Origin of the sequence: Nitrospina gracilis Nb-211 (genome assembly GCF_021845525.1) — a bacterium.
In the GTDB taxonomy this organism is placed as follows: Bacteria; Nitrospinota; Nitrospinia; order Nitrospinales; family Nitrospinaceae; genus Nitrospina; species Nitrospina gracilis_A.
On the sequence record NZ_JAKJKD010000001.1, the window covers coordinates 568,346 to 588,353 of the forward strand.

Genomic DNA, 20,008 nt, shown 5'->3' on the forward strand with positions numbered 1-20,008 from the left:
GACGCAGGCCGGGCGGCGGGAGGAATCTGACAGGAGGCGTTTCGATGACCCGGCGTCCCGATGTTCCACACCCCGAGCGTGGCGGCAGGGCATGGCGGCTGGCTCTCCTTGTGCTTTGCCTGATGATCGCCGCCGGGTGCAGTCGTACCCGCATCGCCTACAACTTCTCCGACTGGTTTCTCGTCCACCGTATCGACCATTACTTCGACCTCACCCGCGAGCAGGAACGGTTTCTCGACCGGCGCGTGGCCGCTCTGCAGGCGTGGCACCGCAGGCATGAACTGCCGCGTTTGGTGGCGGCGCTGGACGAACTCGACCGGCGTTATGCCGACGGGTTGAGCGGGGAGGACGCGGACTGGGTCTGGCAACAGCAGGGCGCGTTCTGGGACCGGCTGATCGCTCACGGCCTGCCGGATTTTTCACGCTTCCTCACGACGCTGAATGACGACCAGGTCGGCTTTCTGGCAAACCGGTTCGAAGAGAACGACGGGTGGCTGGTGAGGCGGGCGGCGTTGACTGCGGACGCATTGCAACGTGATCACCGCGAGTGGGTGCTGGAGGTGCTCGACGACTGGTATGGCGGTTTGACGGCGGATCAGGCGGCGCGCATTCCGGATTGGTTGCAGTCCGACCGCGGCTGGGTGCAACTGCGGCTAAAAAACCGCCTCCGGTTTCAGCAGGATTTCCTGCAACTGGTGCGGCGGGGAGGGTCGGCCGCGGTTCTTCAGACCCGTCTTGAACAGTGGCTCCATCATCCGGAAACCCACTAGGTCGCGGGTTTCCAAACCGGGCTGGAGGCCCGCCACCGTTACTGGAAGGATTTGATCGTGCGCGTGGATGGCATGATGTCAACTTTCCAACGTGAGCACGTCCGGCAACGTATTCGCGAATACCGTCACGATTTTGCCGCCCTGATGGAACTCACCTGATCGCGCCGCACCCTGGGGCGCCATCGGGTCTCATGACCGCGCCGCGAAGAATCCTTCCACTCCCATGCCACTGCTTTCGTATTGGATCTGGATGGGACGGCAACAGACTTCACAGTCCTCGATATAGGTCTGGGAGGGGACGGTCAGGTCCACCAGCATGGAAATTTCCTCGCCACACCAGGGGCATTCAAAAAAATATTCCTCTTCCATTTCAAACATCCCTTTTTCTCAATTGGGTGTAAAACCTCAATTCATAATCTGCTGGTAACTTAAAAGTCAAAATGAACCCCATTTGGGAGTGGCGCCAGCCCATATTTTGCCGATAAGAAAAAACAGGGAAGTGGGTCAGGCATTGTCTGAAAAACCAATTTGCATTTAACGCATGGAATTACAATGTTTTTTATTCCGATGTCCAAAAAATGACGGGCCAGAACGGGTGGTTTTACGGGAACTGGACAAAATTTGCGAGAAGAACGCATTTCGTTTCAAAACTTGAAGTGATTATAATGCATTTAAAATTAGTAGCTTACGAATTTTGAAGCCCAATTTTGTCACTAGTGACACATTTTTGTATTCGGAAATCAGGAAAACGGACCATGAGGGGAGAGGCGCTTTTCTCTTAAATCATTGATTAAATTGTAATTATTTGTAATTCGGGAAAATGGCACGACTGTTGCTTATACGAATTGTAGTCAGCAAAGTTTTTACTTGTTTGGGGGGCAGGACCCGCGGTTGGGTCTGGTTCAAGTAACAATGAGCCCGGAGTTCAGGGGGTGAAGGAGGCAGGCATGATTTACGAAGTGAAAATCATAAAACCGGATGGAAGTTTGAAAGAGGTCATTTCTTCGGAACGGCTCGAGAAGATGTATTGGGAAACGTTCTACAAGAACGAGGAGAACATCGGGCTGGTGACGGCGCCGAAGGCCCAGGTTCCTGCCTGGGTGAAACAACGCCTCGATCTGAACTATCCGGACTCCGTCAATTCGGGAAGCTGAACAAGCACGGCGAAGAGGCAGGCTTCGCACGGATTGCCAAGGACAGGCTCCGCAGATTTCATGGTTCTTTCCCATCCATACCTTGTCAGGGAAGGCCGGGTGTCCCGGCCAGGGAAAGGGGTGCCGGTCTTACCGGCGTGGTTTACCTGAAAGGAACCCGGGCTGGAATGATTTCCGGCCCGGGTTTCTTTTTTCTTTCCTCCCTCATTTCCTCCCTCCCACCATTTTTGTCGTTTCTCCCGCCGGTTTGGTGTTAGAGTAATCGCTTTTACTTTGCAACCGGAGGGACCATGTCCCGATCGCAGACAGGAATCGTATCGACCCCCGCTTGCCACTCGTGCGTGTTGATATACGAAGTGGTGGACTTGCCGATGAACGCCATGAGCGTCGGCCAGTTTTCGGTGATGGTGCCGGGTTTCGTGTCGGACGTGCTGAAGAAATATCCGGGTGAGAAGATCGCCTGCGTGGTGGGTTTCGGCCCGATGTTCTGGTTGCTTGCCTGGCACGGCAAGAAGCCACGCCGCCTGCGCCCCTTTGAAACGCTGGAGGCCAGGGGGCGCGAGTTCCCCGCAACCGAGGGGGACATCCTGTTTTACCTGCACGCCAACAAAGTGGAATGCCTGCGCGATATGGTGGGTTACATTGACGAGAACCTGCAGGGGCTGGTTCAGCCCATCGACCGGGTGTGGGGTCAGTCGCCCGCCATCACCTTTGCCGAGCAGGAATCCACAATGCCCGATGGAGTGCCGGAGTTGGTGTTCATCGACAAGCACGAGGCGGATTTCTTTCGCGGCAGTTTTGTGCTGGTGCAGAATTTTCGCCATGCGCCGGATGAAACCATACAGGTGGCCGCGCCTTTCCAGAAAATGGCACAGCAATTCGGACGGCAGGAGCACTTGCTCATCCACTCCCTTCCATACCGTATGGAGGAGGATGCCGGAACGTTGTCCATGCTGTTTCACAGCGATCCCGATGCGGTGGACACCGTACTCGAAAAATCGCTGGAGATTCCACCCGGCGACGACGGCGTGCACTGGACGGACCGCCTGCGTCCGGTGTCTGGAGCGCGGTTCTTCGTGCCGTCGATCGACGTGCTCACGGGGCTTCGCATGGGCGGCATCCGCATGAACCGTTTTTCCCCCACGCGCCAGTATTCCTGAGGCGGGCGGAAGGGCACCGGGGGGAATCGCCCCGGCGGGTGTTCAAGGCCCCTCCCGATTTGTTACAATGTCCCTCCATACCGCGAACCGGAAATCATGAACGAAGACACTCCCACAAACGAAGAAACTCCCGTCAATCCCGAAATCGAAGCCCTCAAGAAACAGGCCGAGGCGAACCCCGGTGATTGTGAAGTTCTGCTCAAGCTGGGCCAGGCATGGATTGCGGAGTTGAACGGTGAAGAGGCCTTGGCGGTGTTTCGGCAGATGGTCCAACTGGATCCGGAAAACCCGAAAGCACACTTCGGCCTGGCGCAGGCGTTCGATGCCCTCAACCGCTACGAGGAGATGATCGACGCCTTCCGCGAAGCGGCGTACCTCGACCCCGACTGGGCGGAGGCGCAGTACAACCTGGGCCTGGCGCAGATGGTGGTGGGTGAGTACGACGAGGCAGGCGAGTCCTTCAAAAAAGCCATCGAGATCAAGCCCGGTTACGCGGAAGCACACCGCGTGTTGAGCGTGGTGCTGGGCATTCAGGGCGAGACGGAGGCCTCCCGGCATCACAAGCAGGAGGCCACGCGCCTGAACCCCGAATACCGCTGAGGGTTCATCCCTCACGTGTTGGCGAACAGCCCCATCTTTTTCGACAACACTTCCCGCGCCATCTTGATCGCCGCGTCGTGCGGATATTGTTTGCGCTCGCGCACGCGTTTCAGCAACGCCGTGGTGTTGCGGTAAACGCTTTTGCCGATGGCGTCGAAGGCCTGGTCTTTCGTTTTGCCCTCAAACTCCGCCGCCGCACAGATGACGCCGCCGCTGTTGGCGATGATGTCCGGTATGAGCAGGATACCGCGATCGTGCAGAACCCGCGCCGCCTCGTGGGTAATGGGAATGTTCGCGCCCTCCAGCACCAGCCGGGTTTTCAGCAGGTGTTGATTGGCTTCGGTGAACACATCCGGCCGCGCCGCCGGGACGAAGATATCGCTTTCGATCTCCAGCACGCGGTCACGCTCCACCGGCTGGCCCAGGTGGGTGGCGCCACCCAAGTTCCGGGCCTGCACCCAGCGGATCAACTCCGCGATGTCCAGTCCATCCGGATTGTGCAGTCCCGCTTCCGAATCGTTGACGGCAATGACTTTCGCACCGCGTTCCAAAAGGAATTTTGCCGCCGCTTTGCCTACGTTGCCGAAGCCCTGAATGACCACGCGTGCGTTTTCCAGCGGCAACTGCATCCACTCGCTGGCCGCATCCGCCGCCACCGCCACGCCGAACCCCGTCGCTCCCAGTTCATCCAACGGCAGACCGCCCTTGGAATATGGCAGGCCCACCGCGCGTCCCGTTTCTTCATGCACCCAGGCCATGCACTGTTCATCGGTGCCCAGGTCCGGACCGGGGATGTATTCTTTCAGGTCGCGGATGGCACGGGCGAATTCGCGCACCCAGGTTTCCTTCAGTTCGCTCCGCGGGTCTCCGACAATGGCGGATTTGCCGCCGCCGTACGCCAGACCGTTGACCGCGTTCTTCAGGGTCATGGCCCGCGCCAGGCGGAACACCTCGCGCGTGGAGACATCGGGAGCCATGCGGCAACCCCCGATGGCCGCCGGACCCATCGCCAGGTTATCCACCACCACAATGGCGCGGAGCTGGGATTTGGGTTCGTAGAGGTGCAGGATTTTAATGGGACCGATGTCGTCGGCGAAATTGTCCACATATTGAGTGCTCATACAGGACCCCTTTCAAAGGAAGTTGGCGAAAGCGGGGCGGGCATTCCAAGATTTGTGACACCCTGTATGGGTGAAACGTGCCCGGAGTTGATGTCTTCCAGGTTTCGGACCTCCAAGTGGTTTGCGGGGGCTGAGTGGGCCGTTTCCGGCCCCATCGGTTTAATCATTTTGCATTTAAAATCAACATTGTCTGACACCAATCAATATGATCACCTTGTTCCCGGTTTGCCATAAAATCGACACGTGAACTTAAAAAAAAGATGTTCAAAATAAATACAAAATTTGAATGGCCGGGAGTTTCCGGTTCCTTGATCGCAGATTAATTTCCTGGCAAGTGCGGGAGAAAACCGGGGAGATGCCGGGATATAAGTGTAAACTCTTTTTTTTTATGGGTTTGATTGTTGACAGACCTCTAATTTTTAATAAAATCTAAAAGAATCGACTCCCTGCGAAGCTCTTGGTTGGAACCCTTCCCATGACTTGGTTCTACCTGGCAGGGAATCGTTGCCTGCACGGACTGTCTTCAAGCAAGGGTGTCTCCGGACCGGATTTCCCGGCCTTCCTTGGGTTCAGATACAGGAAAGGAACTGTGAATGGCCAGTAAAGGCGTTGCTCAAACGCTACAGGAAGTACTGAACAACCTCCAAAGCCAGTTGAAGGAAAAAAGTGCCCAACTGGACGCGGCGAAAAAGCAGATTTTGGAGTTGAAAAAAGGAGGGGCGACGGAGGATCTGACTCCCGCCCTCAAAGCGGAAAAAGAGAAACGCCTCCAGCTCGAAAAATCCCTCGAAGAAGCCAACAAGCAAGTCGCCGACCTGGAGAAAAAGGTGTCCGAAGGTGCCGCCGCTGGAATCTCCAGTGGTGCGGAACTCAACCAGGAAATCGAAAAGCGCACCCGGGCCGAACAGCAGTTGCTCAGTAAAACCCAGGAAGTGCTGGATCTGAAACAGAAGGTTCTAGATGAGCAGGCCCTGCGCCAGAAAGCCGAGGCCGCTCTGCAACAGGCCCCGGCGGCGGGTTCGGGGGGGATTCCGGAATCGCAGTACCAGTTGGAAGTGCAAAAACGCGAAGGTCTGGAAACGCAGGTCAAAGACTTGCAGGCCCGCCTCGAAGAGGCGCAGAAAGCCGTCTCTTCCGCACCCAGTGCGGAGACCCTCCAGCGCGAACTGGATCTCCTCAAAAAGTCCGAGGAACTGGCGAAGATGGAAAGGGCCAACCTCGAGACCAAGCTTCAGCAAACTCAGGCGAAACTGGAGGAAGCGCTCCAGCGTCCTGCCGATACCGGCGAATCCGATTCATTGAAACAGGAACTCACGGCGGCGCAGGCGGAACTGGAATCGCTTCGCGAATCCGAGCAGGCGCTCCGCGACAGCGAGCAAACCCTTCAGGAAGAAAAGCTCGCCCTGCAGAACGAGTCGATCAATCTGCAAACGCAGATCAACGACCTCGAATCCCAACTGGAGAACACCCAGCGCCAGTCCACTCAGGGATCGGAGGAAGCGGAGTCGCTGAAAAAAGAAATTGAGCTGAACAAAAAGGCCGAAGAGCTTCTCAAGACGGAAAAGGAATATCTCGCCAGCCAGGTGAAAGAATTGCAGGCCAGCCTGGAGCAGGCAAACCAGTCCAGCGGCGAAACCGATACGTTGAAGCAGACAGTCGCCGCGCTCCAGGAATCGGAACAAGCGCTCACCGCCGAAAAAACCTCCCTCGAACAGCAGTTGAAGGAAGCGTATGCCAAGGTGGACCAGGCGTTGAAGCAGGCCTCCGCGGGCTCCGGCAAATCCGAATCGCTGGAACAGGAACTGGCGCAGTTGCGGGAAGGCAAGGATCAACTGCGGCAGGAAAAGGCGGAGTTGGAAAAACAGCTCAACGCCGCCAAGGCGAAGATCAAGGAAGTGGAGCAGAAGGCCACGGACACCAAGGAACTGGAAGCGCTGAAAAAGGAACTCGAGCAGGCCAAAAAGAGCGAAGAGTTGCACAAGAAGCAGACCGAAAACCTGGAAGGCCAGTTGCGCAAGTATCAGGACGACCTGCAGCATCTGCGGGCGGGGATTCAGATGGAGTCCGAAGCCCGCGCCCGGGCGGAAGCGGAAGTGCGGTCGATTCAGTCGCAGATCAGCGCCGCGGCGGCTGTGTCCTCAACGCCCGCCGCTTCGATGACGCCTCCGCCGCAAAAGCAGGCGGCTCCGCCCCGTCCCGGCGCCACGCCGGCGGCCCAGGGACGCCCCGCCACCGCAGGCCAGGACGACCGGGAGATCGAGCGCCTCAAACAGATGATCAAGCAGAAACCCCGCGACCCGAAACTGCACGTCCAACTGGGCAAGCTGTATTCCGATCGCAAACGCTACCAGGAAGCGGTGGAGCCGCTCACGCAGGCGGTGCGCCTGAACCCGCGAGACGCGCAGGCGTGCTTCCAGTTGGGCAACACGCAGTACCGGCTGGACCATTACCAGGAAGCGCTGGACGCCTTCAACAAGGCCGTGCGCGCCAATCCGAAATACGCGGAGGCGCACTTTTTCCTGTGCACGCTCAACGAGCTGGTCGGCAACGAAGACGTGGCGCAACGCCACTACCAGAAAGCCATCAAGCTCGATCCAGACATCGAAAACAAAATGGGCATGATCTGATCCCCCGCCCACCCGCTCGTTTTCGCCGTTCCCTCTGCAATCAAAACCCCGGAATTTCGTGCACCATCTGCACCGCCTTGATGTGTGCGTACACTTTCTGTCTCGGTTTGAGGCCAAGCCGGGACAGCGACTTCTTTGTGATGGTGGCGAGCAGCGGCTGACCGGCGTCGAGGCGGATGTCCACCGCGTGCGCCGAACCACCGCCTTCCAGGATTTCCATCACCGTCGCCTCCAGAATGTTGAGCACGCTGGTCTGGACGTCCGTCGGGCTCACCACGATGCTGATGTCGCGCGCCAGGATGTGCAGTCGCAGAGGCCGCCCCGCCGCCACGTTCTGCCGCGGCAGGTAGAGGTATTGATTTCCATACTGCACCCGCGTCAGCGCATACGCATCGTCGTGGTCCACCACCGTCGTGTCCAGCAGTGTTCCCGCCAGGCCCGGATCGATGCGCTCTCCCGGCGGCAGTTCGGAGAGCACCGTTTCGGCCGCACCGCAGGCGATCACCCGCCCCGCTTTCAACAACACCAGCGTGTCCACCAACTGCAATATTTCTTCCAGCGAATGACTGACGTACACGATGGGCAGTCCCAGCTCCGCGCGCAGTTTCAGCAGGTAGGGCAGGATATCCATCTTGCGCGCGGTGTCCAGGTTGGCCAGCGGCTCGTCCATCAGCAGGAGGCGTGGACTGGTGAGCAACGCGCGGCCGATGGCGACGCGTTGCTGCTCGCCGCCGGACAGGTGGGCTGGCCGGCGGTCCAGCAGGGGAGTGAGTTCCAGTAAGGAAACGATGTGATCGAAACCGATCTTCCGTTCGCTCTCCGCGATGCGCTGGTAACCGTATTTCAGATTGGATTCCACGTTCAGGTGCGGGAACAGGCGTGCGTCCTGAAACACCAGCCCAATGGCGCGCTGGTGTACCGGACGGAACAGGCCCTGCGATTCGTCCTGCCACACATCATCGCCGACCTGGAAAAAACCGGAGGGCGACCGGGTCAGTCCCGCCATGCAACGGAGGAGCGTGGTCTTGCCGCTTCCCGAACGACCGAAGACGACGGTCACCCCGTGTGCCGGGACATCGAGCTTCGTATCCAGATCGAAGCCGGGATGAGAAACCTGAAAGCGCGCGGTGAGCCGGGTCATGCGACGTTGAGTGGAAGGCGGCGGTTGAAGGTGTACACGATCAGCAGAACCAGGAACGAAAACACCAGCAGGCCGCCGGACAACCAGTGCGCCTGCGCGTATTCGAGCACTTCCACGTGATCGTAAATGGCGATGGAAACGACTTTCGTTTTGCCGGGAATGTTGCCGCCCACCATCAACACCACGCCGAACTCCCCCAGTGTGTGCGCGAAGCCCAGCACGATGGCGGTGATGTAGCCGCGGAGCGCCAGAGGCGAGGCGACGGTGAAAAATGCGTCCCACTTCGAAGCGCGAAGCGCCCAGGCTGCTTCAAGGTAGGAGCGGCCGATCGACTCGAACGCGCCCTGCAGGGGTTGCACCACGAATGGCAGGGAGTAGAGGGTGGAGGCGACGACGAGACCGGGAAAGGTGAAGGCCAAAGACGCGCCCGTCCATGCCTGGATGGGGCCGCCGATGAAGCCGTTCGCGCCGAGCGCGATCAACAGGTAAAAACCCAGTACCGTCGGCGGCAGAACCAGGGGCAGGGCCACCACCGCCTCAACCCACACCTTGCCGCGCGACCGCGTCTGCGACAACCACCACGCCAGGGGCGTGCCCACCAGCAACAGCACCAGCACCGTCGTGCCCGCCAGCTTCAGCGTCAAAAACATCGGCTGCCAGTCGATCGCGTTCTCCATGAAATGTTCCTCAATCGGTTTCGTAGCCGGAAGAACGGATTTGTTCCCGTACCTCCGGCGTTTTCAAAAACTCAAGCAGGGCCTTCGCCGCGGCGTTGCCATTGCCTTTTTGCAAAAGGACCGCGTCCTGCTCGATGGGGTCGTGATAAGACCCCGGTACTTCCCAGTGGCTTCCCTGCCGGGCGGGAGGCAGGGCCAGCACCTGCGACAGGGCGACGAATCCCACCTCCGCGTTGCCGCTCGCCGCAAACTGAAACGCCTGCCCCACGTTCTCGCCGCGCACGATGCGCCCCTGCAACGTTTCCCACAAACCCAGTTTCTGCAAAGTGGATTGCGCCGCCTGACCGTACGGCGCGGTCTTGGGGTTGGCGAGGGCCAGGTGGCGGAACGCCCCGTCTTTCAAAACGGGCACGCCGTCGCCACGGATCCATGCCGGGTCCGCGCTCCACAAGGCGAGCCGCCCGCGCGCGTAGGTGAAGCGCGACCCGTTGACCGCCAGCTTTTGATCTTCCAGCAGGCGCGGGCGTTTGGAGTCCGCCGCCAGAAACACGTGAAACGGCGCGCCGTTGAGGATCTGCGCATACAGCTTGCCGGTGCTACCGGAAACAATGCGCGCCGTGTGTCCCGTCCTGGCTTCAAATTGGCCGGCAATGTGTTTGAGAGGGCCGAGAAAATTTGATGCGACCGCGACCGTCGCCGTGTCCGCACCGGCCACGGCCGGGAAGCACAACAAACCGATCAGCCCCAGCACAACCATCCGTTTCCACATGAAAGTTATCCCGTTTGAGAGTGAGTGAAGGACGTCCCCATTGCGCTTGCCACGTTATATATCATAAAACATATCGAGGCGTCAAGCGGCGTCAGAAGGGTTTTTCACGGAGGCGGGAAGGGCGGATGGCCCGGCCGGAAGGGAATTGAAAACCGTTGCAATGGCAAATTCGGAACGCTACCATAAGGGCCATGGAAAAGAACTTCGAACCTCTTAAAGAACGATTGCGGGAAATCAACGGCCGGTTGGATCCGGATGAGCAGGCGTATTTCAGTCCGTTGATCGAAAATTTCACCGGTGGTTTGTCCGAGTTTCAGCGCATCATGCGCGACCTGGGCAAGTTCGGCGAGAAGATCGGCGACGGTTCCAAATTCGGCATCTACCGGGAAATCCAGCATCTTTATGATCAGGGCAACCGCGGAAGCTGAGCCAGCCATGAGCGACGCCGTTCATTTGAAAGTCGAGGGACGCGTGCAGGGCGTGTTCTTCCGCGCCAACACGGAAAAGGTGGCGAAGGAACTGGGAGTCGCCGGCTGGGTGCGCAACCTTGATGACGGTTCCGTCGAGATTCACGCCGAAGGCGACCGCGATCACCTGGACCGCCTGATCGACTGGTGCCGCAGGGGTCCCGCCATGGCGAACGTCAAGCACGTGGACGTGGACTGGATTCCCGCTCAAGGCTTCCATTCATTTGACATACGCTGATTCCCTGCCGTGATCGAACTCATCGACCTCGTTAAAAGCTACCGCGACGTTCACGCCGTCAAAGGCGTCAACCTGAAGGTGCCGGCCGGGGAGTTTTTCGGCTTTCTCGGTCCCAACGGCGCAGGCAAAACCACCACCATCAAAATGCTGGTCGGCCTGCTGAAACCCACCAGCGGCACGGTGCTCATCGGCGGCCACGACGTGGCCAAAGAACCCCTCAGCGCCAAGTCCATCTTCGGCTACATTCCCGACCGCCCCTTCATTTATGAAAAGCTCACCGGCCGCGAGTACCTGATGTTCATCGCGAAGTTGTACGGCATCGACATGAAGCTGGCCGAGGAACGCACCGACGAGTTCCTTGCGTTTTTCGATCTCATGGATGCGGAGAACGCGCTCATCGAGGGCTATTCGCACGGCATGAAGCAGAAGCTCATCATCTCCGCCGCGCTGTTGCACGAACCCAAAGTGCTCATCGTGGACGAGCCGCTGGTCGGGCTCGATCCCAAGGGGGCGCGGCAGGTGAAGCAGTTGTTCACCGACCTGTGCCAACGCGGCGCGGCGGTGTTCATGTCCACGCATTCGCTCGGCATCGCGCAGGCCATGTGCGACCGCATCGGCATCATTCAGAAAGGTGAGGTCATCGCGCTGGGCTCGATGGAGGAACTCCGCCGCATGGCGAAGAAGGACCAGGAGCATCTGGAGCTGGAAGATATTTTTCTGGAGCTGACCGGCGACACCAACCTGGAGCGGCTGGGTATTTCCATGGAGTCTCCGGCGGTCTGATCAATCGTGCGGGGATTCCGGCGGTTGGTGCAGAACTCCCTCCACCTCGACCTCCTGCTGGTCGCGCAGAAGATGCACGCGCACGGTCTCACCGAAATCATGTTTCTGCAGGCGCGATGACAATTCCTCCGTATCGACCACGCGCGTGCCGTTCAGTTTCTGGATGAGATCGTCTTTGCGGATGCCCATGCGTTCGGCATTGGAGTTGGGCATGACGCGGATCACGTGCAGACCGTCGTCGCGGTCTTCCAGGTACACGCCAAGGCGGATGCGCATGGGCGGCGGCACCACGTAGTCCAGCTTCCACGCAAAGTCCGAACTGTAAAGCGGGATGCCCACCGACTCGAATTTCATCTCGCGGTTCTTGAGGTCATCCGGAATCTCGGTCACCGTCGGCAACACAATGGAATAGGCGTGCGGCACACGGCGAAAGGCGCGCTTGGGAATGCCATAACCATACTGCACATGAAAGCCGCCCGCCAGCACCACCAGTTTGTGGCCGGGAAAACGGTCGTCGGTGAGAAACTCGGCGATGGTTTCCGCCATGCTTTCCTCCCACAGCAACAGCATCTGGTAGGGATGGAAGCCCTCGGTTGAATGGGAATCGTGGCCGCCGAACAGGGCCATGGAATAAGCGCGGTGGTAGGGATCGTTTTCATCGATCTCCGGCAGGCCGGGTTGGTTGGGACCGCCTTCGCGCAGGCGCTGTTCCATGGTCTCGGTGGATTTCAAACCGATCAGCGGAATGCGGTTTGCTTCCAGAAAATCGAAGATCGGCTGGTAGAGCTGGATGCCCATGCCCCAGTTGTCGCGGAACAGTTTGCGGAACTGGCGCGGGGTGAGCTGGCCGTCATGCCACAGGTCGAGCTGGCCCTGCGCCGAGCGGCGGAACATCTCCATCCCCACGGTGACCTTGCCGGGGTAACGCCGGTGCAGGTCGCGGATGACTTCCAACTGCACGCGGTGCGCCTCCAGGTTGTCATGGGTCTCGCCCACGTAGATGACGCGCGATCCAGAGAGGGTGTTCATCATCTGCTCCGGGGTGACCACCACTCCGGTGGGCAGGTGCAGGATCTGGCCGGTTTCCAGCTCCCCCAGGTTGCGGTAGGGCGAGCCGTTGTTGGGAACGGCAAAATCCGTTGCCAGGACCCCGCTGGGAAGACCGGAAACTATTAGAAACAAAGCGATTGCAAGTGAACGCGAAATAATGAGCATGAGCCTCTCCTGCCGTGGATGTTTCCCTGCTTCCAGAAGTACCAGACCCGGCGCCTCAAAAACAAGTCCAAAAGGCCTTGAAAACGGAAGATATCAATTGATAGCGCTTGACTTCCCGTTTCCGTTTTTTGATAATTGCATTTTTAAAAATAAATACCCCAACGTATAAATTCCATTAATTCTGGGAGGTCGATTTTTTTGCTGGAAGTCGTCGTTCATCAAAATCAGGTCGATAAAGCGTTGAAAGCCTTGAAGCGGCAGATGACCAAGGAGGGCTTGCTGAAAGAATTGAAGCGGCGCCGGTTTTATGAAAAGCCTTCGGTCAAGAAAAAGCGAAAGCAGAAGGAAGCGAAGAAGAAACGCAAGTCCGCACAGCGAAGAGGATACTCCTGATCTTCCGATTGGGTTTTCGATAGATTTTAAAAAAGGGCTGGTACTTTCGGGTATCAGCCCTTTTTCTGTTTGGAATGCGATGCGGTGCGGCGTTGCCGCAGGATTTCATAGAACAGGATGGCCCCCGCCACGGATGCGTTCAACGATCCCAACTCGCCGTCCATGGGAATGGAGACGACGAAATCGCAGGCCTTGCGCGTGGACAGGCGCAGGCCCTTGCCCTCGCCGCCGATCACCAGCGCCACCGGCATGTTGAACTCGAACCGGTCGCAGGCGGGGTTGCCCGCCATGTCCACCCCCACGATCCAGAAACCCGCTTCCTTGAGCGCTGCGATGGCGTTGTTCAGGTTGGTGACCACGCTCACCGGCAAATGCTCGATGGCGCCGGAGGAGCACCGCGCCACGGTTTCGTTCAACGGCACCGCGCGGTGACGTGGCAGAACCACCCCCTGCATGCCGAGCACATAGGCGGAGCGGATCAGCGCTCCCAGGTTCTGCGGATCCTGGATGCCGTCGAGCAGAACCACCACCGGACGCTCCGTCGCCTTGAAGGCGCGTTCCATCAATTCGTGCAGTCCGAGTGTTGGCACCGGGGCGAAGAACCCCACCACGCCCTGTTGACCCTGCTCGCCGAAGCGTTTGCGGAAAGCGTCGCGCGGCAGGGTTTCGATGCGGATCTTGCGGCTCCTGGCGAGGGACTGGAGGTCCTGCAGGCGCGCCGGATTTTTGTCTTTTTCGAAAACGATTTTGTAGCAGTGACGCGCGCCCGTTTCCAACGCCTGGCGCACCGGGTGCACGCCGTACACGCATTCTTGGCTGGTTTGATCGGACATGAGAGCGGATGGCAGGCGGATCGGCGTCTCCCAAACCCCGCCAAACAAGCAGGTTGCAATCTTGGAAGCGCTCCGTCTCCGAATGCGTTACACTGAGGTTCAGGGACCGGTTCCCACCTGACTGGATAGTCGTTTAAGAACAAGCGGTCATCCACGTATTCTTACCATGCCCTTTTCCAAAAAGAAACTCTTTCTTCGTATCCTGATTGCCGTGCTGTTGTTGTGCCTCGGGGTGGGGGGATTGCTTTACCTGCGGCTCAGCGACGAGGAGACGGTGAAGGGCATGGTCATTGCCGAACTCGAGCGTCTGGCCGGACGGCCGGTGACGCTGGAATCGGTGGAAGTCGATTTTGAAGAGGACGGACTGGGATTGCGCCTCAACCGGCTGAGTCTTCTTCACACCGACGCGCTGCAAGCTGGAAGCCAGCCGCAAATTGAGTTCTCCGCCGGGTCGGTGTGGATTGGTTTCCGCATTCTGCCTTTTCTCTCCAAACAGCAGGTGTCCATTCACAGCATTGAAGTCGAAGGCGCGGACATCCAACTGGTGCGCGACCGGGAAGGGCGCCTGCCGTTTTTGAAAACGGTTTCCTCGAACGCTTCCACGGGAACGAGTGGCGCGAGGCCCTTGTTGTGGGCAGAAACCATCCGCAGTATTGAGATGGAAGACAGCACCCTGCGCTGGATCGACCACGCGGTTGTGGATCGGGATGGATCACCGACGGCGATCACTCTTCATTATGTGAATCTGGCTTTGTCGCGGCCGCTTCTGGCGGCGAAGCTGGTTTTGAAATTGCAGGCGGCCTGGGCCCCGCGCAAGTTGAATGAACCGGATCTCGAACTTAAAGGTGAAATCGATTTCGCGGGCGGGCTCGATGACATGCACTCGGTGCACTACGTGGGCCGGGTGGAAATCGAACGCCTGCGAAGCGAACGCCTGCGGCCGTACTGGGAACAGATCCTGAAATTCGAAATGCGTCCAGCGGTTCTGCGCACACAGTCCACTTTTTCCGGCACGTGGGGGACGATCCTCGAAACATCCGGCACTCTCGAACACCAGTACGACGCGAGTGACGGAACCCCCTCGCTGACAGCGGCAAACCTGCCTCCGAGCGGTGGGTTTGATTATGCCGTGGTGTGGACGCCGGGAGCGCTGGAGGTGCGCCGTGCCGATTATGCCGCGGGCGATTACCGGTTCCAGATTCAGGGCGCGCTCACTCCGTTTCCCGCACCGGACCCCGGCGTGGCGTTCCAGGTGCGCACCTCCGCTGTATCCCCCGGTCAATGGGAGGACGCATTTCCCTTCCACATGATGCCTCCGGATATCCGTTCTTCCGCCCTCCAGTACTGGAAGTCGGGTGAGATCGAGGTGGAATCGGCGGCGTTTCGCGGCACCTGGAATGAACTTCAAAGCATGCTTGCCGGAACCCTGCCGCACAATCTTTCGGCGAAGGTGAACCTGAACAACGTCGCGGCGGGAGATGCGTTGGCGAACCTCCAGCGGGTGACGGGGTCAGTGGAATACCGGGAAGGCCGGGTGACGGCGAAGTGGGCGCAGGCGCGTTGGCGGCAGGTGACGCTTCAAAACATCAAGAGTGTATTGAGCGATTTCACCACCACGCCACGCATGGAGACAAAGCTGGAGGTGCAGGCGAAGATTGACGAACTGGTTTCGATGGCACGCGGACAGGTGGGGGAAGGGGAGATCCGGAATGCGCTTCAGTCCATCAAGCAGGCAAGCGGAGAAAGCGAAACGCGGTTGACGTTGTCCGGTCCCACGCTGTTGCCTGCCCAGTGGCGGGTGCAAGGAGAAATGCGGGTGCGTGACGCCACGTTTCAGGCGGGAAGCCTGACGTCGCCGTTTCAGAAGATCACGGGAACGGTGGCATTTGAAAACGCACCGGCTGGAGAAGACCGGGAAGCGGGATGGACGTTGCGGTTCGCGGGGTTTTCGGCGGAGTGCCACAATCATCGGTTTCGTGATGTGACCGGCACCGCGCATATTGCGGGTGGCCGCGCGAAGACGGAACTGACCGCCCAGGTGGATTTGGGGGCGCTGCAGTCGAAGCAGTTCGTTCCCGTCACGGCGGTCCCCGGCAGTTTCGGCCGCATCCTCAAAAAAATGGAAGTGTCCGACGGCACGTTGCGTATCAAGTACCGGGAGGAGCGGTTTGCAGACCCGAAGAAAAAAACGAAGATGAGCGGGGGCGTGCGGTTTGAAGACGTGTCGGTGTCGTATCGCGGACGGTTTCGTCCTTTGCAGAAGGTGACCGGTTCGCTCACTTTCGACGGCGAGAAAATTTCGTTTGAAACCAGCGATGCGCGTTACGGCGATTCCGGCATCCGCCTGCAGGGCACGTTCTTTCATCCCGGCCAGCCCAAGGCCGAACTGGTGCTCAAGGCGACAGCCTCGGATTTTCAACAGCAGGACTTCACTGGCGTTCCCTTTCTGGAGACCTTGTCCTATGAAGGGGTGGCGCAGGTGGAATCGGTTCTTCACTGGAGCAAGCGGTCCGTCACGCTGAAGAACTCCATCGACCTCACCGGCGCTTCGTATTCGTACCGCGACCTGCTGGCCAAACCGGGAGCGGTTGCCAACACCATCGAGACGGTGATGGTGTTTACGGAAAAGGAAGGCATCGATTTCAAAACGCTGGCGGTGGCATTGAACGGCAACCGGGTTTCCGGCACCGCCCACCTTCTGCTGGAAGACCCCGCCCGGTTTCAGTTCAAGCTGGGAGCCCACCGCTTTCAAATGGCGTCGCTTTCGCCTTACATCAAACCCCTGCGCGGGGCGCGGGCGGGCATGATGGACTTTGACATTTCGGGAAAGGGGTTGCTCGACTCGCCGGAAGCCGGGGATTACGAGGGCCGTGTTCAACTGGACAACGTGCGGTTTGCTCCGGAAGCGGTATCGATGCCGGTGTGGGTGGACGGTGAGATGTTTTTCGCCAACCGTGTGATGAAGGTCACCAGGGCCCGCGTGACGCTTGGTAAAATGCCTCTCTCCCTCGAGGGCAAACTCGTTGTCACCGAACGGCCGGAATGGGATCTGAAGATCAGCGGCAACGCATTGGACATCACCCAGTTTAAAAAAGAAACGCCGCCGGGATCCTCTCCGGAGGGAACGGCCGTCGGCGTGGGGGGATGGACGGCGCCGCCCTGGTTCCGTAACGGATCGGGGTCCGTGGACCTCAGTCTGGCCAGTTTCACTGTCCCGCATGCGCGCTTTCATGATTTCAACGGAACGTTCCGGTTTGCGGAGGGCGTGGTGTCCACTGACAACCTGAAGTGGGGCCGTAAGGGACGGGACCGGTTCGATGTCCGCGCCACATTGAAAATCCGGGAACAGGAACCTCCCGAGGTCTCTGCCCACATCGTTTCCACCGGCGAACGGGTGGAAGGGTTTTTCGGTGTGTTCGGCGACCTGTTCGAAAACTGCCTGACCGGGACGCTGGAGCGGCTGGAAGCCCGCGTGTCCGCGCGCGGTACGAGTTTGAAAGAACTCACCCGCACGCTGGACGGCACCCTGGTGCTTCGCATCCGCAACGGGCGCATCCACACCGGGCGCCTGCTGAACGGCACGACCCAGCTGTTCGGTTACTCGCTGAACCCGGACAAGGCGGTTGAGCGCCGACAGCGGCCGTTCGCGGATTACAAGGTGGTCAAGGGCGACTTTTTCCTGAAGGACGGGGTGGCTGTCACCGAAAATTTCATTTTTGAAAACCCAAAGGAACTGATGACGCTGGTTGGAACATTTGATTTGAACGCGCACAACATGGATACTGTGGTGGGGGTCGCTCCCTGGCGCGCGGTGGATTCCTTCTTCAAAAACATTCCGCTGGTGGGTAAAATCATCACCGGCGGGGAGGAAGAGAGCGTGTTCAAAAACTACTTCCAGGTACGCGGTCCGTTCGAAAACCCGGAAGTCAAAGCGGTTCCTTTCACCTCGCTGGGTAAAAAAGTGGTGGGCATGTTTGGCGCGATCTTGAAAACCCCGCAGTACATCCTGTCCGGCGACGCGGAACGGACGGAACAAAACTGACTGCAATCTCAACTCAACACAGGATCATGATTCGACTCAAACCCTCAGGCTCTTCCACGCAGACCGTGCCCCTGGTGTTTCTCGCTTTATTTTTTTTCGTGCTGATCGTTTTCTGGGCCGCACTCGACAACGGGTTTGTGCATTGGGACGACAACGGATATATCCTGGACAACCCCATGATCCGTTCGCTCGCGCCGGAGAACATCCTGCACATGCTGATCAGCCTCAAGCCTTTTTACTGGCAGCCGGTGACGTGGCTGTCGCACGCCATCGATTACCGTCTGTTCGGACTGGAGCCGGCGGGACACCACTTTGTGAGCATCGTCCTGCACGGCATCAACGCGTTCCTGGTGTTTCTATTGATCTTCCACTTTGCCAACCGCGCGTACCCGGAATTGAAAGGGCGCAGTGGAGTGCTTCTGGTTTGCGCCTGGGCGGCGTTGATGTTTGCCGTGCATCCGCTCCGCGTGGAGTCGGTGGTGTGGGCGGCGGAGAGAAAGGACCTGCTGTGCGGGCTGTTCATGTTCAGCGCTCTGCTCGCTTATCTGCGTTTTGCCGAGGCGAAGGATAGAAGCGAACGCCACCGCTGGTATCGCTGGGTGCTGGTTCTGTTCCTGCTGGCGCTCATGTCCAAACCCATGGCCGTCACGTTTCCTGTCGTTCTTTTGATTCTGGATCTGTATCCCCTCAACCGCATCAAGAGCCGCGCCGATGCGTGGGCTTGTTTTGTGGAGAAGATCTCATGTTTCGTGATGAGCTTCGGCACGGCGGTCATCACCTACATTGCGCAGAAAATTCAGGGCGCGGTGGTGGAGATCGACGATCTGAGTTTCACCGTCCGCATCGTCAACGCGCTGAGAACCACCGTGTTCTATATTGAAAAAACCTTGTGGCCGAAACCACTGGTGCCGTTGTACCCCTTCCCCGACTGGGACGCGAGGCTGTGGCTGGAGGTGGCAACGTTTTTTGTCATCTGCTGGTTCTGTTTCGTGAAGTGGAAAGAAGGCCGGAGGTACTGGATGACGGTGTGGCTGATTTACCTGGTCACGCTGTCACCGGTGATCGGCATCATTCAAGTCGGCGGACAGGCCGCCGCCGACCGCTTCACCTACATCCCCACGCTCGGGTTTTATGTGTTGCTGGCCCTCGGTGTCATCCGGCTGTGGCGGTATGCCGTGGAACGGCGGCGCGAGGTGCTGGCGAGCGTGGTCCTTGGTTACTTTGCCGTGGTGTGCATTGGTGTGACCAGCGTGTGGACCATCAAACAGATTTCGGTGTGGAAGGACACCGGCGTGTTCTGGGAATGGGTGATCGCGCATTTTCCCAATAAACTGGCGCGCGCCCACACCAACCTCGGCATCTATTACAACCAACATGGCGACCAGGACGGTGCGATGAACATGTTCCGGAAGGCCATCCGCATCAAAAAGAATTATACGTCGCCATACAACCTGCTTGCGCTGGCGCATCAGAACCGCGGCGAATGGGACCAGGCGGAAAAAAAGTTCCACGAAGCCCTGGCTATCGAACCCGACGCGATGATCGAGAACAACCTGGGCCTGTTGTTCATGCAAAAAGGTGAACACGAAAAAGCGGAGAAATGGTTCCGCAAGGCGGCGGTCACGAACTCCGGGTTCGCGGAACCCTACAACAATCTCGGCCTGCTGTTCGAAAAGAGAAAACACCCCGAAGAGGCCGAGGTGTTTTACACAAAAGCCATCGAAACGAACTTCGACCTGGCCGAGGCGCACGCCAACCTGGGCAATCTGTATAAGAAGCGGGAACGGTATGATCCGGCCATTGTGGAATTTTCCATTGCCGTGTTTTTGAGCCCGGACAACGCGGACATGCACAATGCGTTTGCGGAGGTGCTGATGGCGGCGGGATTCCTGGACAAGGCCGAACAGGAATTGCGGGAGGCTCTACGGCTTGCACCGGGCCATGTTTCGGCCCGGGCGAACCTGCAGGCGGTGCGGGAACACAAAGGCTCCGCCACCTGAGTAACGGGAAAAGGGAAC

The 20,008-nt window shown here is 58.7% G+C and carries 18 protein-coding genes; 11 read left to right on the top strand and 7 right to left on the bottom strand.

The annotated features are described in order from the left end of the window. The first annotated feature begins 44 nt into the window (after positions 1–44). Positions 45–770, top strand: coding sequence for a DUF6279 family lipoprotein (locus tag J2S31_RS02715; RefSeq protein WP_237097512.1), 726 nt, complete (start codon positions 45–47; stop codon positions 768–770). Positions 771–959: 189 nt separating this feature from the next. Here the strand turns inward: J2S31_RS02715 and J2S31_RS02720 are convergent, their stop codons facing one another. After that, positions 960–1,139 carry a CPXCG motif-containing cysteine-rich protein gene (locus J2S31_RS02720; RefSeq protein WP_237097513.1) on the bottom strand — a complete coding sequence of 60 codons (180 nt, stop codon included), beginning with the start codon at positions 1,137–1,139 and terminating at the stop codon, positions 960–962. A gap of 578 nt (positions 1,140–1,717) precedes the next feature. Here J2S31_RS02720 and J2S31_RS02725 point away from each other — a divergent pair. From J2S31_RS02725 to J2S31_RS02735, 3 genes are all read left to right on the top strand, one after another. Beyond that, on the top strand, positions 1,718–1,924 hold the full coding sequence (locus J2S31_RS02725; RefSeq protein WP_237097514.1) for a hypothetical protein: 207 nt from the start codon (positions 1,718–1,720) through the stop codon (positions 1,922–1,924). A gap of 290 nt (positions 1,925–2,214) precedes the next feature. Beyond that, complete coding sequence (locus J2S31_RS02730) at positions 2,215–3,084, top strand: Dyp-type peroxidase domain-containing protein (protein WP_237097515.1); 870 nt, start codon at positions 2,215–2,217, stop codon at positions 3,082–3,084. Positions 3,085–3,180: 96 nt separating this feature from the next. Continuing rightward, positions 3,181–3,684 (top strand): tetratricopeptide repeat protein, encoded by a 504-nt coding sequence (locus J2S31_RS02735; RefSeq protein WP_237097516.1) that lies wholly within the window; start codon positions 3,181–3,183, stop codon positions 3,682–3,684. Positions 3,685–3,695: 11 nt separating this feature from the next. On the opposite strand, the gene J2S31_RS02740 is transcribed toward J2S31_RS02735, so the two are convergent. After that, positions 3,696–4,805: a Glu/Leu/Phe/Val family dehydrogenase gene (locus J2S31_RS02740; protein ID WP_237097517.1), complete on the bottom strand. Its 1,110-nt coding sequence runs from the start codon at positions 4,803–4,805 to the stop codon at positions 3,696–3,698. A gap of 593 nt (positions 4,806–5,398) precedes the next feature. On the opposite strand from J2S31_RS02740, the gene J2S31_RS02745 reads away from it, so the two are divergent. Beyond that, positions 5,399–7,432, top strand: a complete 2,034-nt coding sequence (locus J2S31_RS02745) for a tetratricopeptide repeat protein (RefSeq protein WP_237097518.1) — start codon at positions 5,399–5,401, stop codon at positions 7,430–7,432. A gap of 40 nt (positions 7,433–7,472) precedes the next feature. Here the strand turns inward: J2S31_RS02745 and modC are convergent, their stop codons facing one another. Genes modC through modA form a run of 3 tightly spaced genes read right to left on the bottom strand, consistent with a single transcriptional unit; the run spans position 7,473 to position 10,019 of the window. After that, positions 7,473–8,573, bottom strand: a complete 1,101-nt coding sequence (modC, locus tag J2S31_RS02750) for a molybdenum ABC transporter ATP-binding protein (protein WP_237097519.1) — start codon at positions 8,571–8,573, stop codon at positions 7,473–7,475. After that, positions 8,570–9,250 (bottom strand): molybdate ABC transporter permease subunit, encoded by a 681-nt coding sequence (gene modB, locus J2S31_RS02755; RefSeq protein ID WP_237097520.1) that lies wholly within the window; start codon positions 9,248–9,250, stop codon positions 8,570–8,572. The genes modC and modB overlap by 4 nt, the downstream gene beginning before the upstream one ends. 10 nt (positions 9,251–9,260) lie before the next feature. Next, complete coding sequence (gene modA, locus J2S31_RS02760) at positions 9,261–10,019, bottom strand: molybdate ABC transporter substrate-binding protein (RefSeq protein ID WP_237097521.1); 759 nt, start codon at positions 10,017–10,019, stop codon at positions 9,261–9,263. Positions 10,020–10,210: 191 nt separating this feature from the next. Between modA and J2S31_RS02765 the strand changes: the two genes are divergently transcribed. Genes J2S31_RS02765 through J2S31_RS02775 form a run of 3 tightly spaced genes read left to right on the top strand, consistent with a single transcriptional unit; the run spans position 10,211 to position 11,507 of the window. After that, a complete protein-coding gene (locus J2S31_RS02765; RefSeq protein WP_005005365.1) occupies positions 10,211–10,447 on the top strand; it encodes a hypothetical protein in 237 nt (78 codons plus the stop codon). Positions 10,448–10,454: 7 nt separating this feature from the next. Continuing rightward, positions 10,455–10,724: an acylphosphatase gene (locus J2S31_RS02770; RefSeq protein ID WP_237097522.1), complete on the top strand. Its 270-nt coding sequence runs from the start codon at positions 10,455–10,457 to the stop codon at positions 10,722–10,724. A 9-nt stretch (positions 10,725–10,733) separates the two neighbouring features. Then, a complete protein-coding gene (locus J2S31_RS02775; protein WP_237097523.1) occupies positions 10,734–11,507 on the top strand; it encodes an ABC transporter ATP-binding protein in 774 nt (257 codons plus the stop codon). Here the strand turns inward: J2S31_RS02775 and J2S31_RS02780 are convergent, their stop codons facing one another. Beyond that, complete coding sequence (locus J2S31_RS02780; protein ID WP_237097525.1) at positions 11,508–12,722, bottom strand: ChaN family lipoprotein; 1,215 nt, start codon at positions 12,720–12,722, stop codon at positions 11,508–11,510. Positions 12,723–12,923: 201 nt separating this feature from the next. On the opposite strand from J2S31_RS02780, the gene rpsU reads away from it, so the two are divergent. Then, the gene (gene rpsU / locus J2S31_RS02785; RefSeq protein WP_042251552.1) at positions 12,924–13,115 is read left to right on the top strand and encodes a 30S ribosomal protein S21; all 192 of its coding nucleotides are present in this window, start codon (positions 12,924–12,926) and stop codon (positions 13,113–13,115) included. 53 nt (positions 13,116–13,168) lie between these two features. Here the strand turns inward: rpsU and rlmB are convergent, their stop codons facing one another. Next, positions 13,169–13,948 (bottom strand): 23S rRNA (guanosine(2251)-2'-O)-methyltransferase RlmB, encoded by a 780-nt coding sequence (gene rlmB / locus J2S31_RS02790; RefSeq protein WP_237097527.1) that lies wholly within the window; start codon positions 13,946–13,948, stop codon positions 13,169–13,171. A 166-nt stretch (positions 13,949–14,114) separates the two neighbouring features. On the opposite strand from rlmB, the gene J2S31_RS02795 reads away from it, so the two are divergent. Both J2S31_RS02795 and J2S31_RS02800 read left to right on the top strand, forming a co-directional pair. Then, positions 14,115–17,990: a YhdP family protein gene (locus J2S31_RS02795; protein ID WP_237097529.1), complete on the top strand. Its 3,876-nt coding sequence runs from the start codon at positions 14,115–14,117 to the stop codon at positions 17,988–17,990. Between the two features lie 26 nt (positions 17,991–18,016). Next, positions 18,017–19,990, top strand: coding sequence for a tetratricopeptide repeat protein (locus tag J2S31_RS02800; RefSeq protein WP_237097531.1), 1,974 nt, complete (start codon positions 18,017–18,019; stop codon positions 19,988–19,990). The last annotated feature ends 18 nt before the right edge of the window (positions 19,991–20,008 follow it).